The sequence below is a fragment of the Oligella urethralis DSM 7531 genome (assembly GCF_000372065.1).
GTDB classification, from domain to species: Bacteria; Pseudomonadota; Gammaproteobacteria; order Burkholderiales; family Burkholderiaceae_B; genus Oligella; species Oligella urethralis.
On sequence record NZ_AQVB01000002.1, the window covers coordinates 26,614 to 51,816 of the forward strand.

General features: G+C 45.0%; 20 protein-coding genes. 14 read left to right on the forward strand and 6 right to left on the reverse strand.

All coding sequences use genetic code 11. The features are described 5' to 3' along the window. The first annotated feature begins 322 nt into the window (after nt 1–322). The 3 genes from A3GA_RS0101665 (at nt 323) to carB (ending at nt 5,820) form a co-directional block, all read left to right on the forward strand. Complete coding sequence (locus A3GA_RS0101665) at nt 323–1,231, forward strand: hypothetical protein (protein ID WP_018025649.1); 909 nt, start codon at nt 323–325, stop codon at nt 1,229–1,231. A 182-nt stretch (nt 1,232–1,413) separates the two neighbouring features. After that, nucleotides 1,414–2,574: a glutamine-hydrolyzing carbamoyl-phosphate synthase small subunit gene (carA, locus tag A3GA_RS0101670; RefSeq protein ID WP_018025650.1), complete on the forward strand. Its 1,161-nt coding sequence runs from the start codon at nt 1,414–1,416 to the stop codon at nt 2,572–2,574. A gap of 6 nt (nt 2,575–2,580) precedes the next feature. Next, nucleotides 2,581–5,820 carry a carbamoyl-phosphate synthase large subunit gene (carB, locus tag A3GA_RS0101675; RefSeq protein ID WP_018025651.1) on the forward strand — a complete coding sequence of 1,080 codons (3,240 nt, stop codon included), beginning with the start codon at nt 2,581–2,583 and terminating at the stop codon, nt 5,818–5,820. Between the two features lie 63 nt (nt 5,821–5,883). Here carB and A3GA_RS0101680 read toward each other — a convergent pair whose 3' ends face one another. Continuing rightward, nucleotides 5,884–6,531 carry a histidine phosphatase family protein gene (locus A3GA_RS0101680; protein ID WP_018025652.1) on the reverse strand — a complete coding sequence of 216 codons (648 nt, stop codon included), beginning with the start codon at nt 6,529–6,531 and terminating at the stop codon, nt 5,884–5,886. 304 nt (nt 6,532–6,835) lie between these two features. Here A3GA_RS0101680 and A3GA_RS0101685 point away from each other — a divergent pair, with 304 nt between their 5' ends. Together A3GA_RS0101685 and greA are read left to right on the forward strand one after the other, a co-directional pair. Continuing rightward, complete coding sequence (locus tag A3GA_RS0101685) at nt 6,836–8,104, forward strand: solute carrier family 23 protein (protein WP_051052489.1); 1,269 nt, start codon at nt 6,836–6,838, stop codon at nt 8,102–8,104. A gap of 165 nt (nt 8,105–8,269) precedes the next feature. Next, entirely contained in the window at nt 8,270–8,746 is a 477-nt protein-coding gene (gene greA / locus A3GA_RS0101690) for a transcription elongation factor GreA (protein ID WP_018025654.1), read from the forward strand. 106 nt (nt 8,747–8,852) lie between these two features. On the opposite strand, the gene A3GA_RS0101695 is transcribed toward greA, so the two are convergent. From A3GA_RS0101695 to yhbY, 4 genes are all read right to left on the reverse strand, one after another. Further along, on the reverse strand, nt 8,853–10,175 hold the full coding sequence (locus A3GA_RS0101695; protein ID WP_018025655.1) for a cytochrome c: 1,323 nt from the start codon (nt 10,173–10,175) through the stop codon (nt 8,853–8,855). 12 nt (nt 10,176–10,187) lie between these two features. Beyond that, nucleotides 10,188–11,957 (reverse strand): GMC family oxidoreductase, encoded by a 1,770-nt coding sequence (locus tag A3GA_RS0101700; RefSeq protein ID WP_018025656.1) that lies wholly within the window; start codon nt 11,955–11,957, stop codon nt 10,188–10,190. Between the two features lie 3 nt (nt 11,958–11,960). After that, a complete protein-coding gene (locus A3GA_RS0101705; RefSeq protein ID WP_018025657.1) occupies nt 11,961–12,653 on the reverse strand; it encodes a gluconate 2-dehydrogenase subunit 3 family protein in 693 nt (230 codons plus the stop codon). Nucleotides 12,654–12,937: 284 nt separating this feature from the next. Continuing rightward, a complete protein-coding gene (gene yhbY / locus A3GA_RS0101710) occupies nt 12,938–13,498 on the reverse strand; it encodes a ribosome assembly RNA-binding protein YhbY (protein WP_018025658.1) in 561 nt (186 codons plus the stop codon). Between the two features lie 14 nt (nt 13,499–13,512). On the opposite strand from yhbY, the gene A3GA_RS0101715 reads away from it, so the two are divergent. From A3GA_RS0101715 to A3GA_RS0101755, 9 genes are all read left to right on the forward strand, one after another. Further along, the gene (locus A3GA_RS0101715) at nt 13,513–14,151 is read left to right on the forward strand and encodes an RlmE family RNA methyltransferase (RefSeq protein ID WP_018025659.1); all 639 of its coding nucleotides are present in this window, start codon (nt 13,513–13,515) and stop codon (nt 14,149–14,151) included. Between the two features lie 178 nt (nt 14,152–14,329). Next, nucleotides 14,330–16,306, forward strand: a complete 1,977-nt coding sequence (gene ftsH / locus A3GA_RS0101720) for an ATP-dependent zinc metalloprotease FtsH (RefSeq protein ID WP_018025660.1) — start codon at nt 14,330–14,332, stop codon at nt 16,304–16,306. An 89-nt stretch (nt 16,307–16,395) separates the two neighbouring features. Then, entirely contained in the window at nt 16,396–17,244 is an 849-nt protein-coding gene (gene folP, locus A3GA_RS0101725) for a dihydropteroate synthase (protein WP_026156741.1), read from the forward strand. Nucleotides 17,245–17,246: 2 nt separating this feature from the next. Beyond that, the gene (gene glmM, locus A3GA_RS0101730; protein WP_018025662.1) at nt 17,247–18,590 is read left to right on the forward strand and encodes a phosphoglucosamine mutase; all 1,344 of its coding nucleotides are present in this window, start codon (nt 17,247–17,249) and stop codon (nt 18,588–18,590) included. Nucleotides 18,591–18,797: 207 nt separating this feature from the next. Further along, the gene (locus A3GA_RS0101735; protein ID WP_018025663.1) at nt 18,798–19,580 is read left to right on the forward strand and encodes a GNAT family N-acetyltransferase; all 783 of its coding nucleotides are present in this window, start codon (nt 18,798–18,800) and stop codon (nt 19,578–19,580) included. Nucleotides 19,581–20,292: 712 nt separating this feature from the next. Further along, nucleotides 20,293–21,210, forward strand: a complete 918-nt coding sequence (locus tag A3GA_RS0101740) for a siderophore ABC transporter substrate-binding protein (protein WP_018025664.1) — start codon at nt 20,293–20,295, stop codon at nt 21,208–21,210. A gap of 96 nt (nt 21,211–21,306) precedes the next feature. After that, on the forward strand, nt 21,307–22,278 hold the full coding sequence (locus tag A3GA_RS0101745) for an ABC transporter permease (RefSeq protein ID WP_018025665.1): 972 nt from the start codon (nt 21,307–21,309) through the stop codon (nt 22,276–22,278). Between the two features lie 13 nt (nt 22,279–22,291). Continuing rightward, on the forward strand, nt 22,292–23,212 hold the full coding sequence (locus tag A3GA_RS0101750) for an iron chelate uptake ABC transporter family permease subunit (RefSeq protein ID WP_225792281.1): 921 nt from the start codon (nt 22,292–22,294) through the stop codon (nt 23,210–23,212). A 7-nt stretch (nt 23,213–23,219) separates the two neighbouring features. Continuing rightward, on the forward strand, nt 23,220–23,978 hold the full coding sequence (locus A3GA_RS0101755) for an iron ABC transporter ATP-binding protein (RefSeq protein WP_018025667.1): 759 nt from the start codon (nt 23,220–23,222) through the stop codon (nt 23,976–23,978). Nucleotides 23,979–24,187: 209 nt separating this feature from the next. On the opposite strand, the gene A3GA_RS0101760 is transcribed toward A3GA_RS0101755, so the two are convergent. Next, entirely contained in the window at nt 24,188–25,132 is a 945-nt protein-coding gene (locus A3GA_RS0101760) for a siderophore ABC transporter substrate-binding protein (RefSeq protein WP_244264034.1), read from the reverse strand. Between the last annotated feature and the right edge of the window lie 71 nt (nt 25,133–25,203).

The following is a 25,203-nucleotide window of genomic DNA, read 5'->3' on the forward strand; positions in this document are numbered from 1 at the left end:
AAATTAATTTGATTAAAGTAAGCATTTGGAACTTTAATTAACTTTTTTTGACTAAGGATACAATAACTATTGCTCTGACTACTAGGGTACTAAGGGACATGCAATATGTATCTTTCTGAACTAAATAATTTGCTGAATCAGCGCGTATAGTATACTATTCAAAGTTATGTAATCCTATGTAAGTAAATGTTTTTAAGCGATTACAACATTATGGTGATTACGTGCGTGGCTTATCAATTTTATTGGATTTTTGCAAAGGCTGTTTTAATTGAAAAGATTTTTTAGGCTTTTCTTTTGCTTGTTTTTGTTTAGCTTGTCGCTGATGTCTCCGGCGGCCAGTGCCTTTCCTAATGCCTATAAATTATTGGGTTTTTCGCAAGCGGAATTTGAGCTAGTGATCAACCCTTGCTTAGATGAAGCGGTTTTGCTTGAGCGTTTCGGTCGTGATGCCTTAGTGGTACAAGAAAGGGAATTAGCTAAATGGCCCAAAGGCTTATGCCAAAATCTGGATGTGGCCCGCCAGTTGATGACATGGAATTATTATTCGACGACCTTATTGGCCAATACCGAGCGTCCAGCAGTGATTGCGAGTGAGATCAATAAGCATACAAAATCACTTGAGGCATGTACTAATGTCTCTTGTCTAGGTCGTTTATTGCCGCGCATTACCGAGTGGGTTTATCTCAATATTGATCGCTTACCCGTATATACTGACTCCGAGAGTGCGCGACGTAGTCAGGAGCCTTTACTTGGTGATCCCGTGCTACATCCCAGCTTAGCCTTGAGAAATCTGCCTTTGCCCTTATCCGATTCCGCTCAGCTATGTCAGGGTGCAAGCATCAGCGATTTGAGCTTTTATACTGTAAATTTTTCGGTTGAAGGGCGACCCTTAGTACTCGCCATGTGTAAGGATGCGCGTAATCCAAAGGCAAATGGTCAGCATATGTGGTTGCTTGAGCGATTGCAGCCTAATGGCATTGATCCTACCGTTGGTAGCTCTGCTGGCGCTGGTTGGCGTGAGATTTTATCCGAAAGCGGTCACGGGCGTTTGTATGTTTATCGAGGTAGTCGCACGACCTATCCAACACTTTATAGTCGTCGTTCAACTAAGACTGGTGAGCAGGTCATAGTGTATGATTTTCAAGCGGCGACAAAGCAGTATCACCGCAGTGCCATCTTAAATCTTGAATACGATGCATTGGGTCGTCCGCATGCCTTTATGCAGCGCTAATGACCGTTGCGAGACGCTGTTTTCCAGGGGGTGCGCTAGCGTCCATGGGTGAGTGGTGGGTGCTGCTTTTAGCGTACTTATTTCAATAGACAATTATCCCCAAATCCGCTGAATTGCTTAAGTAGAGCCCGGATTTCCTATATAATAAACAGGTTTAATTCAGTTTATTAGTAAGAGATTTTATGGCGCACTCAAGTAGCATATTTGCTTATCAACAAGGTGTTGAGCCGGCGATTCTCGCATTAGCAGATGGGACCGTCTTTAGAGGTCGTTCTATCGGTGCGGCGGGTCATTGCACAGCAGAAATTGTTTTCAACACCTCCATGGTCGGCTATCAGGAGCTTTTAACAGATCCCGACTATCATCAACAAATTATCACCCTTACTTATCCTCATATTGGTAATACCGGCATTAACTCCGAGGATAACGAGTCTTCCCAAGTTCAGGCTGCCGGTCTCGTGATTCGTAGCTGTCCTGTACGTTACTCTAATTTCCGCGCCGAGCAGTCGTTGCCTGAGTATTTAAAGGCTAATGGCATTGTGGCAATTAGTGAAGTCGATACCCGTAAATTGACGCGTATTTTACGCGATGGGGGTGCCCAGTCAGCATGTATTATGGTGGGTGATGATGCAGCCAAAGCCATCGAATTAGCTAAGGCCCATGCCGGTCTTGCGGGTCAGGACTTAGCCAAGGTCGTGAGTCGTCAGGCGCCAACGCAGTGGCACCAGCGCTCGTGGCAGTTAAATGAGGGCTTTGCTGAGCTAAGTGAGGCGGATGCGGCATACCATGTGGTGGTTTACGATTTTGGTGTTAAAAATAGTTTATTACAGCTATTGGCTGATAAAAACTGCCATATTACCATTGTACCAGCGACAACACCAGCGGCGGAGGTGCTAGCCTTGAATCCAGATGGTGTGTTCTTATCCAATGGCCCTGGTGACCCCTCAGCATGTGCTTATGCCATCGAAAATACTAAGCAACTATTGGAGCGCAAGGTGCCGTTATTAGGTATTGGTTTGGGCTTCCAAATTCTAGCTTTGGCGGGTGGTGCGACAAGCTATAAACTAAAAGTAGGTAATTACGGTGCGAATCACCCAGTGCAGGATCTTAGCACGGGTCGTGTCATGATCACCGTACAGAGCCAGAGCTTTGCGGTTGCAAAAGACAGTCTACCGGCAGCGCTTAAGGCCACACATATTTCCTTATTTGATGGCGGTCTACAGGGTATTCAATTCACTGATCGTCCGGCCCTCGGTTTGCAAGCACAACCTGAGGCTAGCACAGCGCCTTATGCGGCTGTGACCATCTTCGATCAATTCATTCATTTAATGGCAGAAAAGTAGAGAATTATGCCTAAGCGTACAGATATAAAAAGTATTTTAATTGTGGGTGCTGGTCCGATTGTTATCGGTCAGGCATGTGAGTTTGACTATTCGGGTGCCCAAGCTTGTAAAGCATTAAAGGCAGAGGGCTATCGTACGATTTTAGTTAATAGCAACCCGGCCACCATTATGACCGACCCAGAAACGGCCGATGTGACCTATATTGAGCCCATTACCTGGCAAGCGGTTGAGCGTATTATTGAGGTGGAAAGACCGGATGCACTATTAGCCACCATGGGTGGTCAGACCGCATTAAACTGCGCCTTGGACTTAGCTCGTCATGGTGTTCTTGAAAAGTATGGGGTTGAGCTTATCGGCGCTAATCAAGACGCGATTGAAAAGGCTGAGGACCGCATGAAGTTCAAGGATGCGATGACTAAAATCGGCCTTGACTCTGCTAAATCTGGGATTGCTCATAGCATGGAAGAGGCGTGGGAAGTGCAGCGTAATATCGCCGCAGAAATCGGTACCTCGGGTTTCCCTGTGGTGATTCGTCCGAGCTTTACCTTAGGTGGTACCGGGGGTGGTATCGCTTATAACCCTGAGGAGTTCGAAACCATTTGCCAACGAGGTTTAGAGGCCTCACCAACGAGCGAGTTATTGATCGAAGAGTCTTTGCTTGGTTGGAAAGAATATGAAATGGAAGTGGTGCGTGACGCCGCTGATAACTGCATTATTGTCTGCTCCATCGAAAACTTGGATCCGATGGGGGTGCATACTGGTGACTCTATCACGGTAGCGCCAGCGCAAACGATGACGGCCAAAGAGTATCGCATCATGCACGATGCCTCCCTAGCTATTTTACGTGAGATTGGGGTGGCTGCCGGTGGTTCTAACGTACAGTTTGCGGTTAATCCGGATAATGGCCGTATTATTGTGATTGAGATGAATCCGCGTGTGTCGCGTTCATCTGCCTTGGCTTCCAAAGCGACCGGTTTCCCAATTGCTAAAGTGGCAGCTCGCTTAGCGGTTGGTTATACCTTGGATGAGATAAAGCACGAGATTACCGGCAGTAAAATCCCGGTTTCATTTGAGCCGACCATTGATTACGTTGTCACTAAAATCCCTCGCTTTGCCTTTGAAAAATTTCCCCAAGCCAATGATCGTCTAACCACGCAAATGAAGTCAGTGGGTGAGGTCATGGCGATTGGACGCACGTTCAAGGAGTCATTCCAAAAAGCACTGCGCGGTTTAGAGGTTGGTGTTGATGGTTTAAATCAGATGACCATCGATCGCGAGAAATTGCAAGTTGAATTGGCAGAGCCGGGTCCACAGCGTATTTGGTATGTGGGTGATGCCTTTGCCAAGGGCTTTAGCTTAGAGGAAGTGCACCAACTCACCAAAATCGATCTTTGGTTCTTAGAGCAGATTAAAGAAATTGTTGATATTGAATTAGCGCTAGAAAAAATGACTTTGGCGTCGATTGAGCCTGAAACGATGCGTGAATTAAAGCGCAACGGTTTCTCCGATCGTCGTTTAGCTTATTTGCTCGATACCACTGAGGCTGAGGTTCGTAAAAATCGTCATCAGCATAATATCCGCCCTGTCTATAAACGCGTTGACACATGTGCGGCTAAATTCCCTACGAGTACTGCGTATTTCTACTCCACTTATGAGGAGGAGTGTGAGGCAGAGCCTACCACTAACAAGAAAATCATCGTGCTTGGTGGTGGACCTAACCGCATTGGTCAGGGTATTGAGTTTGACTATTGCTGCGTGCATGCAAGCTTTGCTTTGCGTGATGACGGTTACGAAACCATCATGATTAACTGCAATCCAGAGACTGTCTCCACTGATTACGATACCTCAGACCGTCTGTACTTTGAACCCTTAACACTTGAAGATGTGTTGGAAATTGTTGAGGTCGAAAAGCCGGTCGGCATGATTGTGCAGTACGGTGGCCAAACACCGCTTAAATTAGCGCGTGCACTTGAGGCCAATGGTGTGCCTATTATCGGTACCAGCCCAGAATCCATCGATATTGCTGAAGACCGTGAGCGTTTCCAAAAGCTGCTACAAAAGCTTGGCTTGCGTCAGCCGCCTAACCGTACCGCCCGCACTGAGAGCGAAGCCTTGGCTCAGGCCTCAGAAATTGGCTACCCCCTAGTCGTGCGTCCATCCTATGTGTTAGGAGGTCGTGCCATGGAAATCGTACACGAGCAAAGCGATTTAGAACGCTATATGCGTGAGGCCGTCAAAGTGAGCAATGACTCGCCAGTGTTATTGGATCGTTTCCTCAATAATGCCATTGAAGTCGATGTGGATTGTATCGCTGATGGTGAGCAAGTCTTTATCGGTGGGGTAATGCAGCATATTGAGCAAGCCGGTGTGCACTCTGGTGACTCTGCGTGTAGCTTGCCGCCGTATTCATTAGATGATGCTACGATCGCTGAAATTAAACGTCAAACCAGCCTGATGGCTAAAGCGCTTGATGTGAAGGGTCTGATGAACGTACAGTTTGCCATCCAAGAAGGTCAGGTGTATGTGTTGGAAGTGAATCCACGCGCTTCTCGTACCGTGCCATTTGTGTCTAAGGCCACTGGTTTACAATTAGCTAAAATTGCTGCTCGTACCATGGCGGGTATGAGCTTAGCGGAGCAGGGTGTGGATAAGGAAGTTGTCCCTCCTTTCTACAGTGTTAAGGAAGCGGTATTCCCATTTGTGAAGTTCCCAAGTGTGGATACCATTCTTGGCCCTGAGATGAAGTCTACCGGTGAGGTGATGGGGGTTGGTAAAACCTTTGGTGAAGCTTTCCTTAAATCACAGATTGGAGCCGGTGCCACCTTACCGGAATCGGGTACAGTGTTCTTAAGTGTTAAGGATCAGGACAAGGACAAGGCACTCGAAATTGCTAGGGGCTTACATGAGTTAGGCTTTAAGCTTCGTGCTACCCGCGGTACCGCTGCCAAAATTAGTGAGGCTGGTATTCCGGTACAAGCGGTGAATAAGGTGACTGAGGGTCGTCCACACATTGTGGATATGATCAAAAACGATGAAATCGATATGGTGATTAATACCGTAGAGGAGCGTCGTAATGCGATTAATGACTCAAAGACCATCCGTACCCATGCTTTAGCTGGTAGTTTGACTTTCTTTACCACGATTGCGGGTGCCGCTGCTGCGGTGCAGGGGATGCTTTATATGCGTGCCTCTAAGAGCATGACGGTGTACTCTTTGCAAGAGTTGCATAAAGAGATGTTGCAATAAAGCAGAAATAAACAAACCCGAAATTACTGAATAATTTCGGGTTTGTTTTTGTGATGTTTAGCCTTAACTTTCTAAATGGGCACCATGCCCCCAATCAATGAGTTGCCACCCATCCTCGCTAAAACGTACATGATTGATGGTGGTATTACGCTGTAAAACCTCGCGCTGAGCGGTATTTTCTAGACCCATAAAATAGCGCCACATCATATCCAAGGCACCACCATGAGACACAATCGCCACTAGCTCACCTGGATATCGTTGGGTAATGCCATGCAGTGCTCCTTGCAGACGCTTTGAGAAAAGTACCAAAGGTTCTACCGCTAATTCTTCGGCAAAGTCTTTAGGCGTGGCATGTTGTTGCGTATCGAAGTGTTGAAACGCTTCACGCCAATTTTGACCCTCTAACTTGCCGTAATTACGTTCTCGTAAGTCCACATCAATTTGAATAGTGAGTGATAGCTCTTGAGCTAGCGGGGTAGCGGTTTGAATGGCGCGTTTTAAATCACTGGTATAAATACGTGTCAGCTTTAGACCATGCTTTTCATATAGTTTTTGCAAATAGTCGTTTTGTAAGTACTTTCTAAGATGTTCAGCCTGCTGTTTACCAGTCTCATTTAAGCTAATATCAGACCAACCTTGTAAACGTTGCAAAGCATTCCAATCCGTCTCACCATGGCGGATAATGAGTAAGTCAGTGCTACGTCCGGACATGATCACTCCTCGTTATGGGTTCAAAACAGGCTTCATTCTATCACTTCAAAGCGCACAGGAGTAGTGAAGCCTCATGCTAAAATTACTGGCGCAAATTATGTTTTTAATTCTATGTAAGGGGAGTCTCATGACGGACAAGGATCAAGCCACGTCGGATGAAGCAGTGGGTTTCGGCTACAGTGGTGAGGAAAGTGTAAGCTCAGCCTCGGGGCAGCCAGTGGGCGAGGAGCCGACTGCACACACGCCGGAGACAGCCACTTTCTTTCCTAAGTGGCGCTTAGTACCAAATTTACAACCCGGGCAGATGATTGCACCAGACGAGCGCTTGCCGATGGGGCAATCCGTCGTCATGGGTGTGCAGCACGTGGTGGCGATGTTTGGTGCCACGGTATTGGGTCCCTTATTGATGGGCTTCGATGCCAATTTAGCGGTCTTAATGTCAGGTATTGGTACCTTAATCTTTTTCTTTTTGGTTAAGGGGCAAGTACCCAGTTATTTGGGTTCTAGCTTTGCCTTTATTGGTGGGGTGGTGTCCGTTACTGCCTATAGTGGCTCAGGCTTAAACGCAAATATCGGGGTTGCTTTAGGGGCGATCATTATTTGTGGTTTGATCTATACGCTCATAGGTTTAGTGATTTGGCATTTTAATGCCAAGGGAAGTGCCGCGGCGGTGATTGAGAGGCTGATGCCGCCAGTGGTCACAGGTGCTATTGTTGCGGTGATTGGTTTAAACCTTGCTCCAGTGGCTGCCAAAGGGGCGATGGCGAGTGGTAGCACTTATGATGCCGTAATGGCAATCGTGACCATGACCAGCGTTGGCTTAGTGGCTGTATTTACGCGTGGCATGCTGCAACGCTTATTAATTTTGGTCGGTTTGGTCTTATCTTATTTATTGTATTACGTGTTTAGTAATTTACTAGGTTTTGGTACACCGGTTGATTTGAGTGCCGTGGCCGCAGCACCTTGGTTTGGTATACCAACCTTCTATAAGCCGGAATTTCAATTGTCTGCGATCACCGTCATTGCACCCGTGGCAATTATTTTGGTTGCAGAAAACTTAGGTCATATCCGTGCGGTTAGTGCTATGACGGGTCGTAATTTAGACCAGTATTTAGGTCGTGCCTTTGTGGGCGATGGGGTAGCAACCATGGTGGCGGCTTCTGTCGGTGGTACCGGTGTGACGACTTATGGTGAAAATATCGGTGTGATGTCGGTGACGCGTATTTACTCCACGCTGATTTTTGTGATTGCGGCGATATTCGCAATTATCTTAGGTTTTTCACCAAAATTTGGTGCCTTAATTCATAGCGTACCGGCACCTGTTTTAGGTGGGGTTTCAGTGGTTGTGTTTGGCTTGATTGCGATTGCTGGGGCGCGTATATGGGTGATTAATCGGGTGGATTTTTCGGATAACCGTAATCTGATTGTGGCAGCCATTGCGGTTATTTTAGGTGCGGGTAATTTTACGATTGAATTAGGATTTTTTAAGTTTGAGGGGATTGGTACCGCCACCTTTGGTGCTATTTTACTGTATCAGCTTTTAAGTCTTAAGCGTGACAATAAGAAATCATAGTTTCATGATGATGAGTACTTGATTTTTAAGAACTTTTTAAGCATAATAGAGTTAACTCTTCCCCGACTGTGTTGGTCGGGGTTTTATTTTTAGGCGCCCTTATATTGCCATTGAGGTGATGATGTTGGGGCGCTCTTTTAATTGTATTTTGGGTAGAGGTAGATCATGTCAGGTATTCCTTTAACTGTTGCTGGCGCGAAGCGCCTTAATGATGAACTAGCTAATTTAAAAACGGTTGAGCGACCTGCTGTTATTGAAGCGATTGCTGTTGCTCGTGCACATGGCGATCTTTCTGAAAATGCAGAGTATGATGCAGCGCGTGAGCGTCAGAGTTTTGTTGAGGGGCGTATCAAGGAGCTTGAAAGCGTTTTATCGGCAGCAAATATCATTGATCCCGCCACCTTAGATGCAGGTGATCGGATTGTGTTCGGCGCCACGGTTGAGTTGGAAGACTTAGATACAGGTGAGCAGCTGAAGTATCAAATCGTGGGTGATATTGAATCAGATATTCGTCAAAATCTGATTTCCGTTTCCAGTCCCGTTGCTCGTGCCCTCATCGGTAAGCACGAGGGTGATGTAGTGACTGTGATGGTACCCTCTGGTGAGCGTGAATTCGAGATCTTATTAGTCGAGTATCTGTAAGTCTTAAAATCTCGTCTGTAAGCTTCGGCGATTAATTTCAAATTATAAAATCCTCTCAACGGTAAGCGCTGAGAGGATTTTTAATGTTAAGTCGTACAATTAGATGCTATTTCTCAACGCGCATTGCTCGTATCTTTTCTACCTGTGAGGCACTGACGGCGCTAGCTTTGTTATTCCAACCCTTACGAATAAAGGTAGCTAATTCGGCCACCTCTTCGTCATCTAAGCGCCAAGCAAAATCTGGCATCCGAAGTCTGGCGGGGCGTAGTTCGGTTGAGGGGAGCTCTGCACCGTGCAAGAGGATGTTAATCAACGAGGTTGGATTATCCGCAATCACAATGGAGTTACCATCCAGTTTAGGAAAAATTTCAGGTGCTCCCTTACCGTCTACAAAGTGGCATCCTACGCAGTTATCCAGATATAGGCGCTTTCCTAAATCTAACTTCGGATCGGCCTTGCTCAACTCAAGCTCAGTGGCAGTTTTCTCGTTACCCTTTACCTCGAGGGCGGTGGTGCTTGGATGATCTTGATTAAGATGTTTTAAATAGATAGACATCGCTAACGTATCATCTTCACTTTGGAATTGCAGTGCATCCTCAATGGTGACAGCCATACTGCCGGTGGCGGTGGCGTGTTTATTACGTCCCGTGCTGAGGAATAAACCTAAGTCTTCTACTGACCATTTAGCGATTGCGCTGTGCTTACCATGTAGCGCTGGCACCGTGAAGCCACCCATTTCTGCGCCAGTCAAAAATGATTGACTACGTTCATCAATGCCTTTCTGACCCATCGTGGTATTTCTCGGACTGTGACAGGCGCCACAGTGACCAACGGCTTGTACAAGATAAGCACCGCGCACGAGCAGTTGATTATCACTTGTAGGTGGTGTAAAGCCCGGTTTTTCAAGATTAATCCATTTCCATAGTCGAATACCCCAACGTTGATTGAACGGGAATTTCATCTCCGGCTCAAGGTTTGGCGCATTAATGGCTTCTACCTCTTCTTGAAAATATGCGTACATGGCGCGAATATCTTCTTCGCTCAATTTTCTATAGTTTTCATAAGGCATTGCTGGGTAGAGATGCTTGCCGTCATTGCGTAAACCGTCATAAAGTGCGGCCCGGAACTCGTCTAAACTATATTTTCCTATACCGTGTTCTTCGTCTGGTGTAATATTTGTCGAATAAATAGTACCCATATCAGTGTCAATGGCCCTACCACCTGCAAAGGGCTTGCTTGGATCAGAGGTGTGACAGCTCAGACAGTTACCAATTACTGCCAAGTATTTACCAGTCGCAAGATCGGCTTGGTAATTCTCGTCGACTTGTTGCTGTGGTATAGTTTTCTTAGCAGGTATCAAGATTATTGCCGCTAGAGCGACAAGTCCCAAAATCATTAAAGCAATGAAGCTTTTTAATCGTCTGGACATACTTATTCTCCCTTAAACTAAAGGACGTGGGTCTTTAAGGTACTTGTCGATAATATGATGAGCCGCCCAATAAGCTAATGCTCCTACCAAGCCGGTTGGATTGTATTGAATGTTTTGTGGAAAGGCACTGGCGCCCATCACAAAGACATTATGTTGATCCCAAGCTTGTAAATACTTGTTTAAAGCAGAGTTTTTTGGGCTGTCACCCACAATAGCACCGCCCACATTGTGGGTGGTTTGATAGGGGCGTACATTATATTGAGCGCCTTCTTGCTTGAAGCTGGATTGCATCATATCTGGCTTCATCGATGTGGCAATTTCCTCCATTTTTTTACGCATAAATTGTGTCATGCGGATATCGTTAGGATGCCAATTAAAGGTCATGCGTAATAAGGGGCGTCCATGACGGTCTTTATAAGTAGGATCTAGATCCAAATAGAATTGCTTATAGGACATACAGGAACCATGCGAGGCAATACTCATTGAGTGCGAATACCACTCTTTAATAGCTGATTTCCAGCCGGCGCCCCAAGAGGGTGTGCCTTCAGGTAAGCGCATGCTACGGAGTGGTTGACCGTTATAAGTGCCAGATGAAATATAACTACCGCCGATAAAGCCTTCTTTGGCATAGTCAATATTATTGATTCCGAAATCATCAATCACCATACCGTTACTACCATTGCCGATGAACCAGTTAAAGTGTTCATCTTTAAAAAATAGACTGACGCCACCATTCATCTGATAGGAGTAGTTTTTACCGACCACACCGTCACCAGTGTGTGGGTTATAGGGCTTACCGATACCGGAAATCAGCATCAAATGTACGTTATGAATAGCGTAGGCGCAAAGTATAACTAAATCAGCTGGTTGAAAAACCTGCTCGCCACTTTCTTCATCAAAGTAGGTTACGCCAGTGGCTGTTTTGCCGTCTTCAGCCAGTTCAATTTTCAACACTTCAGCATGAGTCTTATAGTGAAAGTTTGGTTTGCGTTTAAGTGCATCCAAAATCATGGTTTGTGGTGAGGATTTGGAATAGTTATAACAGCCATAGCGCTCACAGAAACCACAGAAGTTACAGGGCCCCATTTGCATACCGTACTCATTGACATAGGCTTGAGAAGCAATACCTGCTGGTCTGGGGAAGGGGTGATAGCCTAAGTCCGCCGCTGCTTTTGCAAACTTCATGGCATCATAGGTTTGTGGCAGGGCGGGCATTGGGTAGTCTCGGCTACGCGGTGCTTCAAAAGGATTGCCACCATTTTGCTTTTGTCCGCGAATATTCCCAGCTGTACCAGATACACCGGCTACATACTCAAAGCGGTCAAAAAAGGGTTCTAATTCATCATAGCTGAAAGGATAGTCCTGAATCGTCATATCCTCAGGAATAATATCGGCCCCAAATCTTTCCTCCACATAGCTACGCAGCTTCATTTCCTCGACCTGTGGTCGCCACGTATGACCGTTCCAGTGCATACCAGCGCCACCTACACCGTTACCCGGTAAAAAGGAGCCAAGTACGCGGTATGGCAAGGCGGTCTCATCGAGTGAGCGACGTATCGTTAAGGTGGAGTTTTTAGGCTTTTGAGCAAAATTTAGGCGTATGCCGTATTTTAATTCATCAATTACCTTAGGATATTGAAAGTCGGGTACCGTATTTTGCTCGGGACCGCGTTCAAGGGCAATAATGTCCAAGCCCTGGTTAGCCAACTCCATACCTAAAATGGAGCCAGTCCAACCTAAGCCAACTATCACTACGTCTTTTTTAGGATTTGTACGTTTCATGATCTAGCCTCTCTCACCTGAAATTGAAACTGGGCCTAATGGGTAAGGCACATTGTGTTGATCTACCCATTCGGTAAATGCTGCTCTTGCACCTGGGAAGCCAATATGCTTCCAAGCCGCCAAGCCATAATTACCGCCATACATGGGGTCGGCAAAATAACCCTCTTTCGTGTTTTGCAGTAGTAATGAAAAAAATTCTTTTAGTTCAGATTTCAGACCGATCTCATTTTTTTGACAGGAAGTCAAAACACGGTCTTGAATATCCTCGCTTAATAGGGCGAATTTATTTGATTCATGCTGTTCACACCATTGATTGATATAGCTGATGGATTCACGATAAATTTCCGCTGGACTTAAGGGCGATTGAAAACCACGATCTAATTTAGCGTCGGGATAATGTGGACCCTCCATATACCAATCAGCAGCTTTACCGAAATCGCCCGCCATTTGCAGATCAATAAAAACTGGTACCCGTGTTTCTAATGCGCCAGGGCCTTCTCCCTCAGAGGGTATCAGTCTGGCACAAGCGGCTAAAATAAAAGCCCACTCCTCTTGATTGAAAAAGACGGGCTTATATTCATTTAATGGGGGAGGGGGCGAAATCTTAGCCTCAGCCGGAAGTGATACTGCAACAGTACCAGCACCGACCGCTTTTAGGAAATGGCGTCGCGATGGGGACCAATGTCTTGTAGGCATGGTTAAGCTCCTTGATTAAAACGAAGAAACACTTTCTATGAGGATCATCTAAGGAATTGTGGTGATACTAATCCTCAGCATGAAACGCTAAATAGTGATTGTCAAGGCAGCTAATTATAAGTTGCTCTTAAAAGAGGCGTTTTGTTAGGGTGATAACTAAGGTTTTAAGGGAAAATACGGAGAAGCTAATGTAAAGAAAACAACAATCCTCTCACATAATGTGAGAGGATTTAGTCAAAGCAGTGGATTCAATCAATCATCAAAGCGCAGCCTAGTTAAAAGCACTAATCCATGCGACGGCGCCCTGCTCTTAAACTCAATGCACTAGAAGGGCGGCGACGAGTGGAGGGGGAGGTTTTGCTGGCACTGCTAGTGCTACGGCGATTGAAAAAGGCCTTAGCAATCTCGCGGTTGCTTTCAGCTGTCTTAGGCTTTGACTGTTTGAATGGGCGATTGAGCTTTTTACCTTCGGCAGCGATACGCTTAGGAGTATAGACCTCACCCGCTTTGCGATAACTGCGTTGGTTTTGCGGTGCAAATTCATCATAAGGCTCGGTATCAATGACGGATTTACCGGGACGGTATAAAATCAATATCTTACCTAAATGGTGAATGTTGGCACACGACAAGGTTTCACAAATTTGATCGAGCATATTGCTGCGCTCTTCGCGCTCGTCTGACGCAACCCTAACCTTAATCAGGCTATGCGCCGTTAGGTTACGATCGATCTCTTTTAATACGCTCTCAGTGAGTCCGTTGTCACCGATTTGGACCACGGGCTTGAGTGAATGAGCCGCAGAACGTAGCGCACTACGTTCCTTAGAAGTTAGTTCAAGAATAGACATAGGAATGATTGGCAATGGCCAAAAAGAAATTTTCCAAAAACTGGATGCATCAACATATTAATGATCCATACGTAAAGCTTGCTCAGCAAAAAGGCTATAGAGCAAGGGCTGCATTTAAGCTTATCGAGATTTTAGAGACAGAAAAGCTAATGCGTCAAGGGGATATTATAGTAGACTTAGGCGCCGCACCCGGCAGTTGGTCGCAGGTTGCGCGAGAAAGATTAGTGACGCCATCGGGTGAGCTAGATGGTCGTGTCATTGCGTTGGATCTGTTACCGATGGAGGAGATTGCTGGGGTTGAGTTCTTTCAGGGTGATTTTCGTGAGGATGAGGTCTTGCATGAACTTGAGCACAGGCTGGGTGGTCAACAGGTGGATTTAGTCATTTCTGATATGGCGCCCAATCTTTCTGGTGTGGGACCGGCGGATGCTGCTCGGATTCAACACGTTTGTGAATTGGTGTTGGAATTTGCTATTGCGCATTTAAAGCCTGAAGGTGCGGTGATTGTTAAGGCCTTTCATGGTAGTGGCTTTTCTCAGATTGTGGAGCTTTTTAAACGCCATTTTAAGCGTGTTGTGGAGCGTAAGCCCAAGGCCTCACGCGATCGTTCGGCAGAAACTTTTTTAGTTGCGAAGGGTCTTAAGGAATCCTAATGCGGATTTTTAATTAGCAAATTGCTTGAGATATCGTTTTTTACCCCCACTATAATACGTTAGAATAAAGCATGCTCAATAAAAAGCGGCTTGTCTTTATCTCAAGCTTACGATTTGCTGTATTTATTGACGCAGTGTTTTATTATTATCAGATTCGGTTTTTTTGGAGTACCATGCCTTGAATAATTCCTTTTCGAAATTTGCCATCTGGGCGATCATTGCGATGGTCCTATTTACGGTCTTTAGGCAACTTGATACACCTTCAGTGCCTATGGATACGGTGACCTATTCGCAATTTTTGGAAGATGCAAAGCAAGGTAAGTTATCTAGAGTTGAAATCCAAGGTGATAAGCTGACAGTCACCCCGGCTAATGGTCGTACCTATTCGTTGACGGCGCCGCGCGATCTTTGGATGGTGAGTGATTTGATTCGTGATGGTGTGCAGGTGACGGCACGCCCACCTGAGCAGCCTTCTTTCTTCTTAAGTGCCTTACTCTCATGGTTCCCGATGCTTTTATTGATCGGGGTTTGGATTTTCTTTATGCGCCAAATGCAGGGCGGCGGCAAGGGCGGAGCCTTCAGCTTCGGTAAGTCCCGCGCCCGGATGTTGGATCAAAACAATAACCGCATCACCTTTGCCGATGTGGCAGGGTGTGATGAGGCCAAGGAGGAGGTGACCGAGATCGTTGAGTTCTTACGTGATCCGTCTCGTTTTCAGCGCTTAGGTGGTCGCATTCCTCGTGGTGTATTGATGGTCGGTTCGCCTGGTACGGGTAAGACGTTATTGGCAAAAGCCATTGCCGGTGAGGCCAAGGTGCCGTTCTTTACTATTTCGGGTTCTGACTTTGTTGAGATGTTCGTCGGCGTGGGCGCATCACGTGTACGTGATATGTTCGAGACGGCTAAAAAGCATGCGCCGTGCATTATCTTTATTGATGAGATCGATGCGGTGGGTCGTCAGCGTGGCGCCGGTGTTGGTGGTGGTAATGACGAGCGTGAGCAGACGCTGAATCAGTTATTAGTAGAAATGGATGGTTTCGAGTCAGGGCAGAGCGTGATTGTAATTGCCGCTACTAACCGTCCCGATGTACTCGATCCAGCCTTATTACGTCCTGGTCGTTTTGACCGTCAGGTGGTGGTATCTTTACCAGATGTACGTGGTCGTGAGCAAATTCTTAAAGTGCATATGCGTAAAGTGCATGTTGCGCCTAATGTCGATGCCTCAGTGATTGCACGTGGTACCCCGGGTTTTTCTGGCGCCGATTTAGCTAACTTGGTTAACGAAGCGGCCCTCTTTGCTGCTCGTCGTAACGGTCGCATGGTCGATATGGTGGACTTTGAGCAGGCCAAAGATAAAATCATTATGGGTGCTGAGCGCCGTTCGATGGTGATGCCTGAAGAGGAGCGTTTAAATACTGCCTATCATGAATCAGGTCACGCCTTGGTGGCACGCTTATTGCCCAAGACAGACCCGGTTCATAAAGTGACGATTATTCCGCGCGGACGTGCCTTGGGTGTTACCATGCAGTTACCTGAAAATGATCGTTACAGCATGGATAAAGAGCGCTTACTCAATATGATTGCGGTTTTATTTGGTGGTCGTATTGCTGAGGAAGTCTTTATGAATCAGATGACCACTGGCGCCTCTAACGACTTTGAGCGTGCAACTCAAATCGCTAGAGATATTGTGACTCGTTATGGCATGACCGACTCTTTAGGGCCGATGGTGTATGCGGAAAATGACACCGATCCTTTCTTAGGCCGTCAAATGTCACGTTCTTCGCAAATGTCTGAAGCGACCATGCAAAAGGTGGATGCTGAGATTCGTGCCATTATTGATGAGCAGTATCATGTGGCCCGTAAACTCATTGAGGACAACAAGGACAAGATGCATGCCATGGCCAAGGCCTTAATGGAGTGGGAAACCATTGATGCAGAGCAGGTCGAGGATATTATGCAGGGTCGTCCGCCGCGTCCCCCTAAGGTACCTGATCAGCCTTATGATTCTCAGCCACCGAGTGCGGGTAATGCACCGCAAACGGACAAGGCGGATGAGCAAAAAGAGGCTGAAGATAGTAGTAAAAGTGCTAAAGATAAAAAAGACAAAAAAGATAAAAAGGATGAAGATGGCGATAAGCCAGTAGAAGCACTTTAATATTTCTTTTTGTATTGAAGCACTGTAAGTTGTTTTTACAGTGCTTTTTCTATTTCTCAACGCCCATATAAATCAGTAATATCAATTTTATGCCTAAAACTTTTACATGCGGACGCTTTGTCCTTGATCTTTCTAGCCCCTTAGTGATGGGGATTGTTAATGTCACGCCGGATTCTTTTTCTGATGGGGGAGCCCAGTCAGAACAATTGGACTTGGCGATTGAACATGGTTTGAAGCTGGTGGCTGAGGGAGCGCAGATACTGGATATCGGTGGTGAATCCACCCGACCAGGTAGCGACGCCGTCACGGTGGAAGAGGAATTGCGGCGAGTGCTACCAGTGATTGAAGGGCTTAAGGGAGCTGGCGTGCCTTTGTCCATCGATACCTTAAAGCCAGACGTTATGCGGGCCGCATTAGACGCTGGCGCAGATATGATTAATGATATTTATGCCTTGCGTCAACCGGGTGCTCTTGAGGTGGTGAGTGCACATCCTAACTGTGGGGTTTGTATTATGCACATGGTGGGTGAGCCTAAAACAATGCAGCAAAATCCCCCAGATTATGATGGTAATATTACCGCGCATGTGAAGAATTTTTTACAAGAAAGAGCTGAGCTTTTGTTAAAATGCGGTGTTGAACCAAGTAGAATCATGCTTGATCCGGGTTTTGGCTTTGGTAAGACCGTCGCTCAGAATTATCAACTATTAAATGAACTGGCGGATCTTCAAAGTTTAAATCTACCCTTACTAACTGGTTTATCGCGTAAATCAATGATTGGTGCGGTTACTCATAAGCCGGCTCAGGATCGTTTGATTGGTAGTGTGGTGGCAGCCATCGCTTGCGCTGAGCGCGGTGCTGCCATTCTTAGAGTACATGATGTTGCTGAAACGGTTGAGGCATTAGCTGTTTGGCAGGCCATTCATCAGGGAGTAAATTAACCATGGCACGTAAGTATTTCGGCACCGATGGTGTGCGTGGTCGCGTAGGCGGCGCAGTGATTAATGCTGAATTCGCTTTAAAATTAGCCTATGCGGCGGGTCGAGTGCTAGCTAGTCAAGGCTTAGAAGAGGGTGATAGACCAACTGTTTTAATCGGCAAAGACACCCGCGTATCCGGCTATATGCTAGAAGCGGCGATGCAAGCAGGCTTTGCTGCTGCCGGGGTGGATGTGCTACTAGCCGGCCCAATTCCTACCCCTGCGGTCGCTTATTTAACTCGCACCTTGCGCTTAAATGCGGGTGTGGTGATTAGTGCCTCTCATAATCCCTATCACGATAATGGCATTAAGTTTTTCTCAGAAAACGGCTTAAAGTTACCTGACGAGATTGAGTTAAAAATTGAGGCACTGATCGATGAGGATATTAAGTACGAGGAGTCTGAGTCCATTGGTCGTGCGCGTCGCTTAAATGATGCCACCGGTCGTTATATCGAGTTCTGTAAAAGTAGCTTTCCTAACGACCTCAATCTTAGAGGGTTGAAAATTGTGGTGGATGCGGCGCATGGTGCAGCCTACCATGTAGCCCCTTACGTGTTTAAAGAGTTGGGTGCAACCGTGATCCCAATCGGCTGTAGTCCCGATGGTTTCAATATTAATCGTAATGTTGGTGCCTTATACCCAGAGCAATTGGTAGCGACGGTGAATGCGCAGCGCGCTGATTACGGCATTGCTTTGGATGGTGATGCGGATCGCATTCAGATGGTTGACTCTCGGGGTAATATTTACAACGGTGATGAGCTGTTGTATGCGATTATTCTTGAACGCATGCAGCACATGGAAATTAAAGGCGTTGCCGGCACCTTAATGACTAATTTTGGTTTTGAAAAGCGCTTAAAGGATTTAGGTATCCCCTTAGAGCGAGCTAAGGTGGGTGACCGGTATGTGCTTGAAGCCCTACACCAAAACGGTTGGTATTTTGGTGGTGAAAGTTCGGGCCATCTGTTGTGTTTAGATTGTCATACGACGGGTGACGGGATTATCGCTGCGTTGCAGGTGTTAACAGCGGTCGTGCGTAGTGGTAAAACGCTACGTGAGTTAACCCATGACCTAAAGATGTACCCACAGGTGATGATTAATGTGCCTCTTAAACCGGGCTTGGATTGGCAAAATCATGCTGAGCTTCAGCGGGTACGGGCAGAGGTAGAAGCCGAGTTGGGTGATAGGGGGCGAGTGCTGATTCGTGCCTCTGGTACTGAGCCTATTTTGCGCCTGATGGTGGAGGCGGAAACGCATGAACTGGCTAAGCGTGGTGTCGAACGCCTGGCGGATGTCAGTTTAGACGCCTAGTAGTAACACTTACACTGAATCATATTTTTAAGCACAATGCCTTAACAGGGTTGTGCTTAAAATTTATAAACTGAAAGAATTCTGTCAAATCTCTTTTGTATAATGTAAGCAGATGATCATGTCGTTAGCGTTGTTATCATCTTGTAGACTATATATATTGTCATATTTTCCTGAGTTCATTCGTTAAGTGTTGAGGATAGTTAATATATGCAAGAGCTGATAGAGATTCCAAAGGACTTAAGTGCGCTTGATGGCCCTAGCTTGGTATTAGGTATTGCCAATACGCCCCAAGAGCTTGAGGCGGTTCAGCGACTGCGCTATGAGGTCTATACCCAGGAGATGGGGGTCCATTTTCCAGAGGCAATTGACGGTCGAGATGTGGATCATTTTGACGAGTTTTGTCAGCACTTGATTGTGATGGACACCAAGGAGGGTAAGGCAGTAGGTACTTACCGTATTCTTAGTCCTCAAAAAGCAGTCGAGGCGGGTGGTTATTATTCCGAGTCCGAGTTTGATTTAAGTGAGTTTGAGCATTTACGTCCTGAGCTGAATGAATGCGGTCGTTCTTGTACCCATCCGGACTACCGTGATGGTGGTGTGATTATGTTGCTGTGGAGTGGTTTAGCACAGTTTATGCGCTGTCATGGCTTGCGTTATCTTTTTGGTTGTGCTAGCGTCAGTCTCTTAGATGATGGTGTACAAGCAGCACAGGTTTGGCAGTTGGCTAAGCAGCAGCTTGTGGAGTTTAAGGGACAGCCTAAGGTCACTCCACACCACCCATACCCAATCCATTTACTAGAAGAAAAGGCAGCCGGCGAGCGTATCAGTCAGTCACGTATGCCGGCCTTGATTAAGGGTTACTTAAAGCTTGGCGCCCGTATTTGCGGTGAACCTGCTTGGGACAAAGACTTTAATGCGGTGGATTTTCCGGTGATTGTAGATATTGAAAATATGGATCGTCGCTACCGACGCCATTTTGGTTTTGACTGATTGGCTTGATTTTAAAGTTAAAGCCACAAGCCTCCCACAGCGCTTTTTCGTGGGTCAGCCAATAGTTCTTTTTTGACTTCCTCCCCTCCCTAAAGGGATGGGGTTCCTACAACTCGACGGTCAAGCCCGACCGCAAATCTTAGAGGTGGCTACCGCCTTGCAATTCACATCTTGCATCTAAGATTCTTATTTCAAACTAACCCTACCGTTAAGATTGTCTGTTGACACGAGCTAGTTTGAGAGTGTGTGTGGAATACCATCTACCAGCCAAAACACTGCGTACTCGCAATTTATACTTGTCTTAGCTGTTTTTTGTAGATGGTTTGATTTAATAGCTGATTGATTGTAGCAACTTTGTCGCCTTATATCCACCCCCTGAAGTGTGGTTTTACGGCGTCTGATGATAAATCAATGGCTTCGCTTAATGTCTTGGTGTTTTTGGCTGACCCTCGAGGTTCAATGTTCAAGTGCTATGCAAAAGGTGACTTAAGTTTTGCAGGCACCTTTACTTTGAATTATTAGCAAATTTATTATCGTCTGTGATTAACGTTTGAAATTAAGTCTCAAAATAGATCGAATAAAAATTAATCTTATACTATAATGATAATGATTCTTATTCTGTTGGATTAAGTATTCACCAGTAAGCACGTCGCTTTGAGCTAGTATCGGTCGTGTTTTGGTGAATATTATTTTTTATAGGTCTGTTTTCTGCATGAAACTTAATAAATTTTTCCTGAAGTTTTTAACTACAGCTTGTCTTATTGGTGGCGCATCAGCAGTTCAAGCTATTGAGATTAATACAGCACAAGGTCCAGTCACTTTCGACCAAGCGGTCGGTGATAATGTCGCCGTCTATGAGCTTGCGGCTATGGATACGCTTCAGGCATTGGGCGTTAATCCCAAGGGGATTCCTTCTACGATCTACGTTGATTATTTGGCAGACGCTAAGAGCGCAGATTCAGTTGAAGTAGGTACATTATTTGAGCCTGATTTAGAAGCCCTGAACCGTCTTAAGCCTGAAGCAATTATTATTGGTGGGCGTATGGCACCTAAAGCAGATGCTTTAGCTAAAATTGCCCCTGTCGTTGATCTAACTAATACAGGCGTTTCGGTTGATAACTCGCAAAAATTATTAGCTGAGTTAGGCAAGTTATTCAATAAAGAAGAGCGTGCTGCAGAGTTGCAAAAAAGCTTAAACGATGAATTGGCTTTAACTAAAGAGATTGTAAAAGGCCAAGGCAGGGCATTGATGATTTTGGTTAATGGTACCAAGATTGCTTCTTATGGTGTCAATTCGCGCTTTGGTTATTTATTTAATGATTTTGGTTGGGAAGCAGCTGATAAGACTGAAAGTAGTGCACGTCATGGTAATCCAATTTCATTTGAGTTTATTCGCGAAAACGACCCTGATTGGCTAATTGTGATGGACCGAACATCAGCAGTGCGGGCCAAAGGTGATAACGCCCAGACTGTGCTTGATAATGCGCTTCTTAGAGAGACTCAAGCTTTTAAAAATAACCACATCATCTATTTAGATGTTTCATCTTATTTAGCTTCAGGTGGCTATCAACAAATGATGTTAGAGCTTAAACTATTACGTGATGCTGTGCAAAAAGCTAAAGCTCAATAAATCCCCCTGTTTTTAATTATCCTGCAGCACTTCAGGCCGAATTTAGGTCTGAAGTGCTTTTTAGGGTAGTGATAGAGAGCGTAATAACAATAAAAAATGACCAAGTCTTTACTAGTAATAATAAGCTTTATTGTTTTAATTATAGTTAGCCTATTTGTTGGGGTGAGTCAAGTCTCATTCGAACTGCTTCTACAAGATGCGGCAGCGCGTGAGGTTTTTTTCGCTAGCCGGATTCCTCGAACGGCGTCAGTGGTTTTGACGGGTATGTCAATGGCTAATGCGGGACTGATTATGCAGATGCTGATGCGTAATCGTTTTGTAGAACCTTCCATGACTGGTACCACACAAGCAGCGACACTAGGTATTTTGTTAATGACCTTGTTAGTGCCTCAGAGCAGTGTGTTTTTTAAAATGTTAATTGCCTGTGTAGCTGCGATTATCGGTTTGGCGGGCTTTATGGCAATTGTCAGAGTATTACCACCGACTGCTAAGCTATTAGCGCCGCTGGTTGGGATGATTTATGGTGGTGTGCTTGGTGCCGTCGCAACATTTATTGCCTATGAATATGACATGATGCAGTATTTGATCGCTTGGTTTATCGGTGACTTCTCGAGTGTCGTGGTAGGGCGTTATGAGTTGTTGTGGATTACTGCTTGTCTCTGCATTATTACGTTTTTATATTCTAATCAATTCACCATTGCTGGACTGGGCAAAGAAATTAGTACTAATTTAGGTTTAAACCATCATGTGGTGACCACGATAGGTCTATTGATAGTTGCTGTTATTTCTGCCATTGTCGTGGTGACTGTTGGTGCTATACCTTTTGTGGGATTGGTAGTACCCAATATCGTCAGTCGTATCATGGGCGATAATGTCCGTAAAGTCTTACCTTGGAATATGTTGTTTGGTGGAGCCTTGGTATTAGCATGTGATATTGCTAGCCGTATCATTCAATATCCTTATGAGATTCCGGTGGGTACCATTATTGGTATCGTTGGTACAATCCTTTTCCTTTATCTTTTATATGCACGTCCTATTCGTGCACGTAAACGCTATGCAGACGCGTAAGTTACTATTATTAATGTGCGGAGCTTTATTAGTTTCGATGACATTATTTATGACCGTAAAATCAGGCGGGCACTGGGATTTTGTGTTAGGTTTTAGGGGAGGCAAGTTAGTTGCGCTTTTGGTTGTTGCCTACGCAATTTCTATTTCAACGGTGCTATTTCAAACCATCACTTCAAACCGTATTTTAACGCCCTATATTATGGGTTTTGATGCCTTGTATTTATTGATCCAAACAGTATTAATTTTTACTTTTGGTGGTATAGGCTATGTGGCACTAGGTCATGTCTATAAGTTTGGTTTTGAAATAGGCATCATGTTGTTTGCCTCCTTAGTCATGTTTTCAACCTTGTTTTTAAAAGCTCAGGACGATTTATATCGGATGGTTTTAACTGGGGTGATATTAGGCGTATTGTTCCGTAGCTTAACTACCTTTTTACAGCGTGTTATTGACCCTGAAGAGTTTGCGGTCGTACAGTCTGTGTCCTTTGCTCAGTTTAATGTTATCCGCATGGATTTGCTAAGTGTCAGTCTGGTGATAGTCGCTATTGTGAGTTTGATTATTTGGCGCTATCGCTATGAGTTGGATGTGATCGCTTTGGGTCGAGACCATGCAATTAATTTAGGTGTGAACTATAAGTTCTCCATGGTATTGATACTGTTTTTAATTTCGGTGTTAGTTTCTATTTCAACTGCTTTGGTTGGTCCTGTTAGCTTCTTTGGCTTGTTGGTATCAGGTATCGTCTATCCATTGATGAAGACGCATCGTCATGCTGTATTAATTCCGGCTGCTTTCCTCATCGGATCATTAATTTTAGTTACCGGCCAATTGATATTTGAGCATTTCCTAGGTATGCAAAGCGTACTTAGCGTAGTGGTTGAATTTCTTGGTGGTATTGTGTTTATTATATTTTTACTCAGACGCAAAGCGTTGTGATAGTCCAATGATTACAATCGATCAGGTATCGTTTCAAATCCGTGGCACGGAGATTTTAAAAAATATTAATCTTGAGATCCCTAAAGGCGGAATTACCGCCTTAGTAGGACCTAATGGTGCTGGTAAATCGACATTGTTTTCTTTAATGTCTCGCTTAAATGAGTTTGAGCAAGGCAAGATCAGCATTGACGATATGGATATTAGTAAAACACCGAGTGATGAAATGGCCAAGAAAATTGCTATTTTGCGTCAAGAAAATAGCATCACTAGTCGTATCATGGTTAAAGAAATGTTAATGTTCGGGCGCTATCCTTATCACAAGGGACGTCCCACGGAAGAGGATCGGGCCATTGTTGAAAACACCTTGAGACGGTTTGACTTGTATGATTTACGTGGTCGCTACTTAACTGAGCTCTCAGGTGGTCAGCGTCAGCGAGTTTTGGTTGCGATGGTTTTTTGTCAAAGCACCGATTATCTACTATTAGATGAACCGCTTAATAACTTGGATATGTATCATTCGCGCCAGCTCATGCGCCAGTTACGACATATTGCGGATGAACATCAACGCACAATTATTGTGGTTTTGCATGATGTTAACTATGCTTCAGCTTATGCTGACTCAATTATTGGTCTGAAGCAGGGCGAGTTAGTATTGCATGGTAAACCACGTGACGTGCTTAACTCTGACAATCTAGAAAAACTTTTTGGTGTGGATGCACAGGTAGTTGATGTCAATGGACATAATATGGTGATGCATTATCTGTAGCGTGAGCTAAATCGCTATTGCTTAAGCGAGCTGTTATCAATACTTAAAATTTAAACTGTTTTTTTCGTTTAAATCATTTCCTCTCATATTAGTCACGGCTAATCACATCCATCTCATACTCACGATCATAAAGCCATAGGCAAAAAAATAGCCCAAGCAATAAAATATCTGATTGCCTGGGCTCTCACACTTAATGTCCTAGCGTGGATTTATTTCATTTTATCTAAGAAATCACCCGTAAGGAATTTTAAGTTATTTAAACCGCCTGTGATAACGTACCAACGCGCTGGGTCAACATAAACCACGCGACCGTTTTTAAAGGCGGATGTTTGGCTTAAGTCGGGATGCTCAGCAAGCGTTTTCTCACCGGCATTTTCACCGCCATTAATGGCTGCTCTATCGAAAACGATAAGCCAATCAGGGTCAGCTTTGGCAATCTCTTTGATTTGCTGTGCACGCTTCGCAGCAGCGGCCTTAGCTTCTGGGCTATCTGGCGCTGGTCTTGTAGCAGGAGCGGCAAGTTCTTCTGCTGTTTTAGCTGGTAGCACGGATTCCAAGCCTGTTAACTCATAGACAAAGCCAAAACGGTCACCAACAACGTGTGGGATGATATTGCCATTCATGACAAAAAGGAAAGCACCCGTTTTACCAGCGTTTAATTTTTGTAAGTCAGCAATGTCTTTATCAATATTGGAAAGACCTTCTTCGGCTTTTTTTGTTTTGTCAAACGCAGCAGCCAAACGTAAAGTATTAGTACGGAAGTCGGCTAAAAATTCTGGGTTGCGGTTAGTTAGATTTGCAACAGGGGCAATTTTCTCAAGCTCTGGAATAGCAGAGGCAGAACGACCACCGGCAAAGATTAGATCAGGTTTTAAGGCTTTTAGTGCTTCATAATCAGGTTCAAATAATGTACCAACCTTGGGTGCTTCAGCAAATTTTGCTAATTCATCTTTGTAGTTAGACTTTGGTACACCTACTGCTTCAATGCCTAGTGCATTTAAGCTGTCAAGAATTGATAAGTCATAGCTGACAATGCGTTCTGGTGTTTTGTCACCGTTGATGGTGCCAGTAGTATGTTCTAATTCAAAGGCCAAGCTTGGTGCGGCTATGGCTAATGTGGCTGTTAAGGTCATTATTCGAAAGATTTTTTTCATCATCATCCTTTTAAATTGAGATAGCGATAAGTTGCTAAAAAATTACTAGATTAAGTCGACTTAAGTTGAAA

Bases quoted from the DNA above. Each gene is read 5' to 3' on its own strand.
- yhbY (WP_018025658.1), bottom strand. From the start codon at position 13,498: ATGTCTATTCTTGAACTAACTTCTAAGGAACGTAGTGCGCTACGTTCT.
- A3GA_RS0101705 (WP_018025657.1), bottom strand. From the start codon at position 12,653: ATGCCTACAAGACATTGGTCCCCATCGCGACGCCATTTCCTAAAAGCG.
- A3GA_RS0101755 (WP_018025667.1), top strand. From the start codon at position 23,220: ATGATTACAATCGATCAGGTATCGTTTCAAATCCGTGGCACGGAGATT.
- A3GA_RS0101735 (WP_018025663.1), top strand. From the start codon at position 18,798: ATGCAAGAGCTGATAGAGATTCCAAAGGACTTAAGTGCGCTTGATGGC.
- A3GA_RS0101695 (WP_018025655.1), bottom strand. From the start codon at position 10,175: ATGTCCAGACGATTAAAAAGCTTCATTGCTTTAATGATTTTGGGACTT.
- glmM (WP_018025662.1), top strand. From the start codon at position 17,247: ATGGCACGTAAGTATTTCGGCACCGATGGTGTGCGTGGTCGCGTAGGC.
- carA (WP_018025650.1), top strand. From the start codon at position 1,414: ATGGCGCACTCAAGTAGCATATTTGCTTATCAACAAGGTGTTGAGCCG.
- A3GA_RS0101760 (WP_244264034.1), bottom strand. From the start codon at position 25,132: ATGAAAAAAATCTTTCGAATAATGACCTTAACAGCCACATTAGCCATA.
- folP (WP_026156741.1), top strand. From the start codon at position 16,396: ATGCCTAAAACTTTTACATGCGGACGCTTTGTCCTTGATCTTTCTAGC.
- A3GA_RS0101665 (WP_018025649.1), top strand. From the start codon at position 323: ATGTCTCCGGCGGCCAGTGCCTTTCCTAATGCCTATAAATTATTGGGT.
- greA (WP_018025654.1), top strand. From the start codon at position 8,270: ATGTCAGGTATTCCTTTAACTGTTGCTGGCGCGAAGCGCCTTAATGAT.
- carB (WP_018025651.1), top strand. From the start codon at position 2,581: ATGCCTAAGCGTACAGATATAAAAAGTATTTTAATTGTGGGTGCTGGT.
- A3GA_RS0101745 (WP_018025665.1), top strand. From the start codon at position 21,307: ATGACCAAGTCTTTACTAGTAATAATAAGCTTTATTGTTTTAATTATA.
- A3GA_RS0101680 (WP_018025652.1), bottom strand. From the start codon at position 6,531: ATGTCCGGACGTAGCACTGACTTACTCATTATCCGCCATGGTGAGACG.
- A3GA_RS0101740 (WP_018025664.1), top strand. From the start codon at position 20,293: ATGAAACTTAATAAATTTTTCCTGAAGTTTTTAACTACAGCTTGTCTT.
- A3GA_RS0101700 (WP_018025656.1), bottom strand. From the start codon at position 11,957: ATGAAACGTACAAATCCTAAAAAAGACGTAGTGATAGTTGGCTTAGGT.
- A3GA_RS0101715 (WP_018025659.1), top strand. From the start codon at position 13,513: ATGGCCAAAAAGAAATTTTCCAAAAACTGGATGCATCAACATATTAAT.
- A3GA_RS0101685 (WP_051052489.1), top strand. From the start codon at position 6,836: ATGATTGCACCAGACGAGCGCTTGCCGATGGGGCAATCCGTCGTCATG.
- A3GA_RS0101750 (WP_225792281.1), top strand. From the start codon at position 22,292: ATGTGCGGAGCTTTATTAGTTTCGATGACATTATTTATGACCGTAAAA.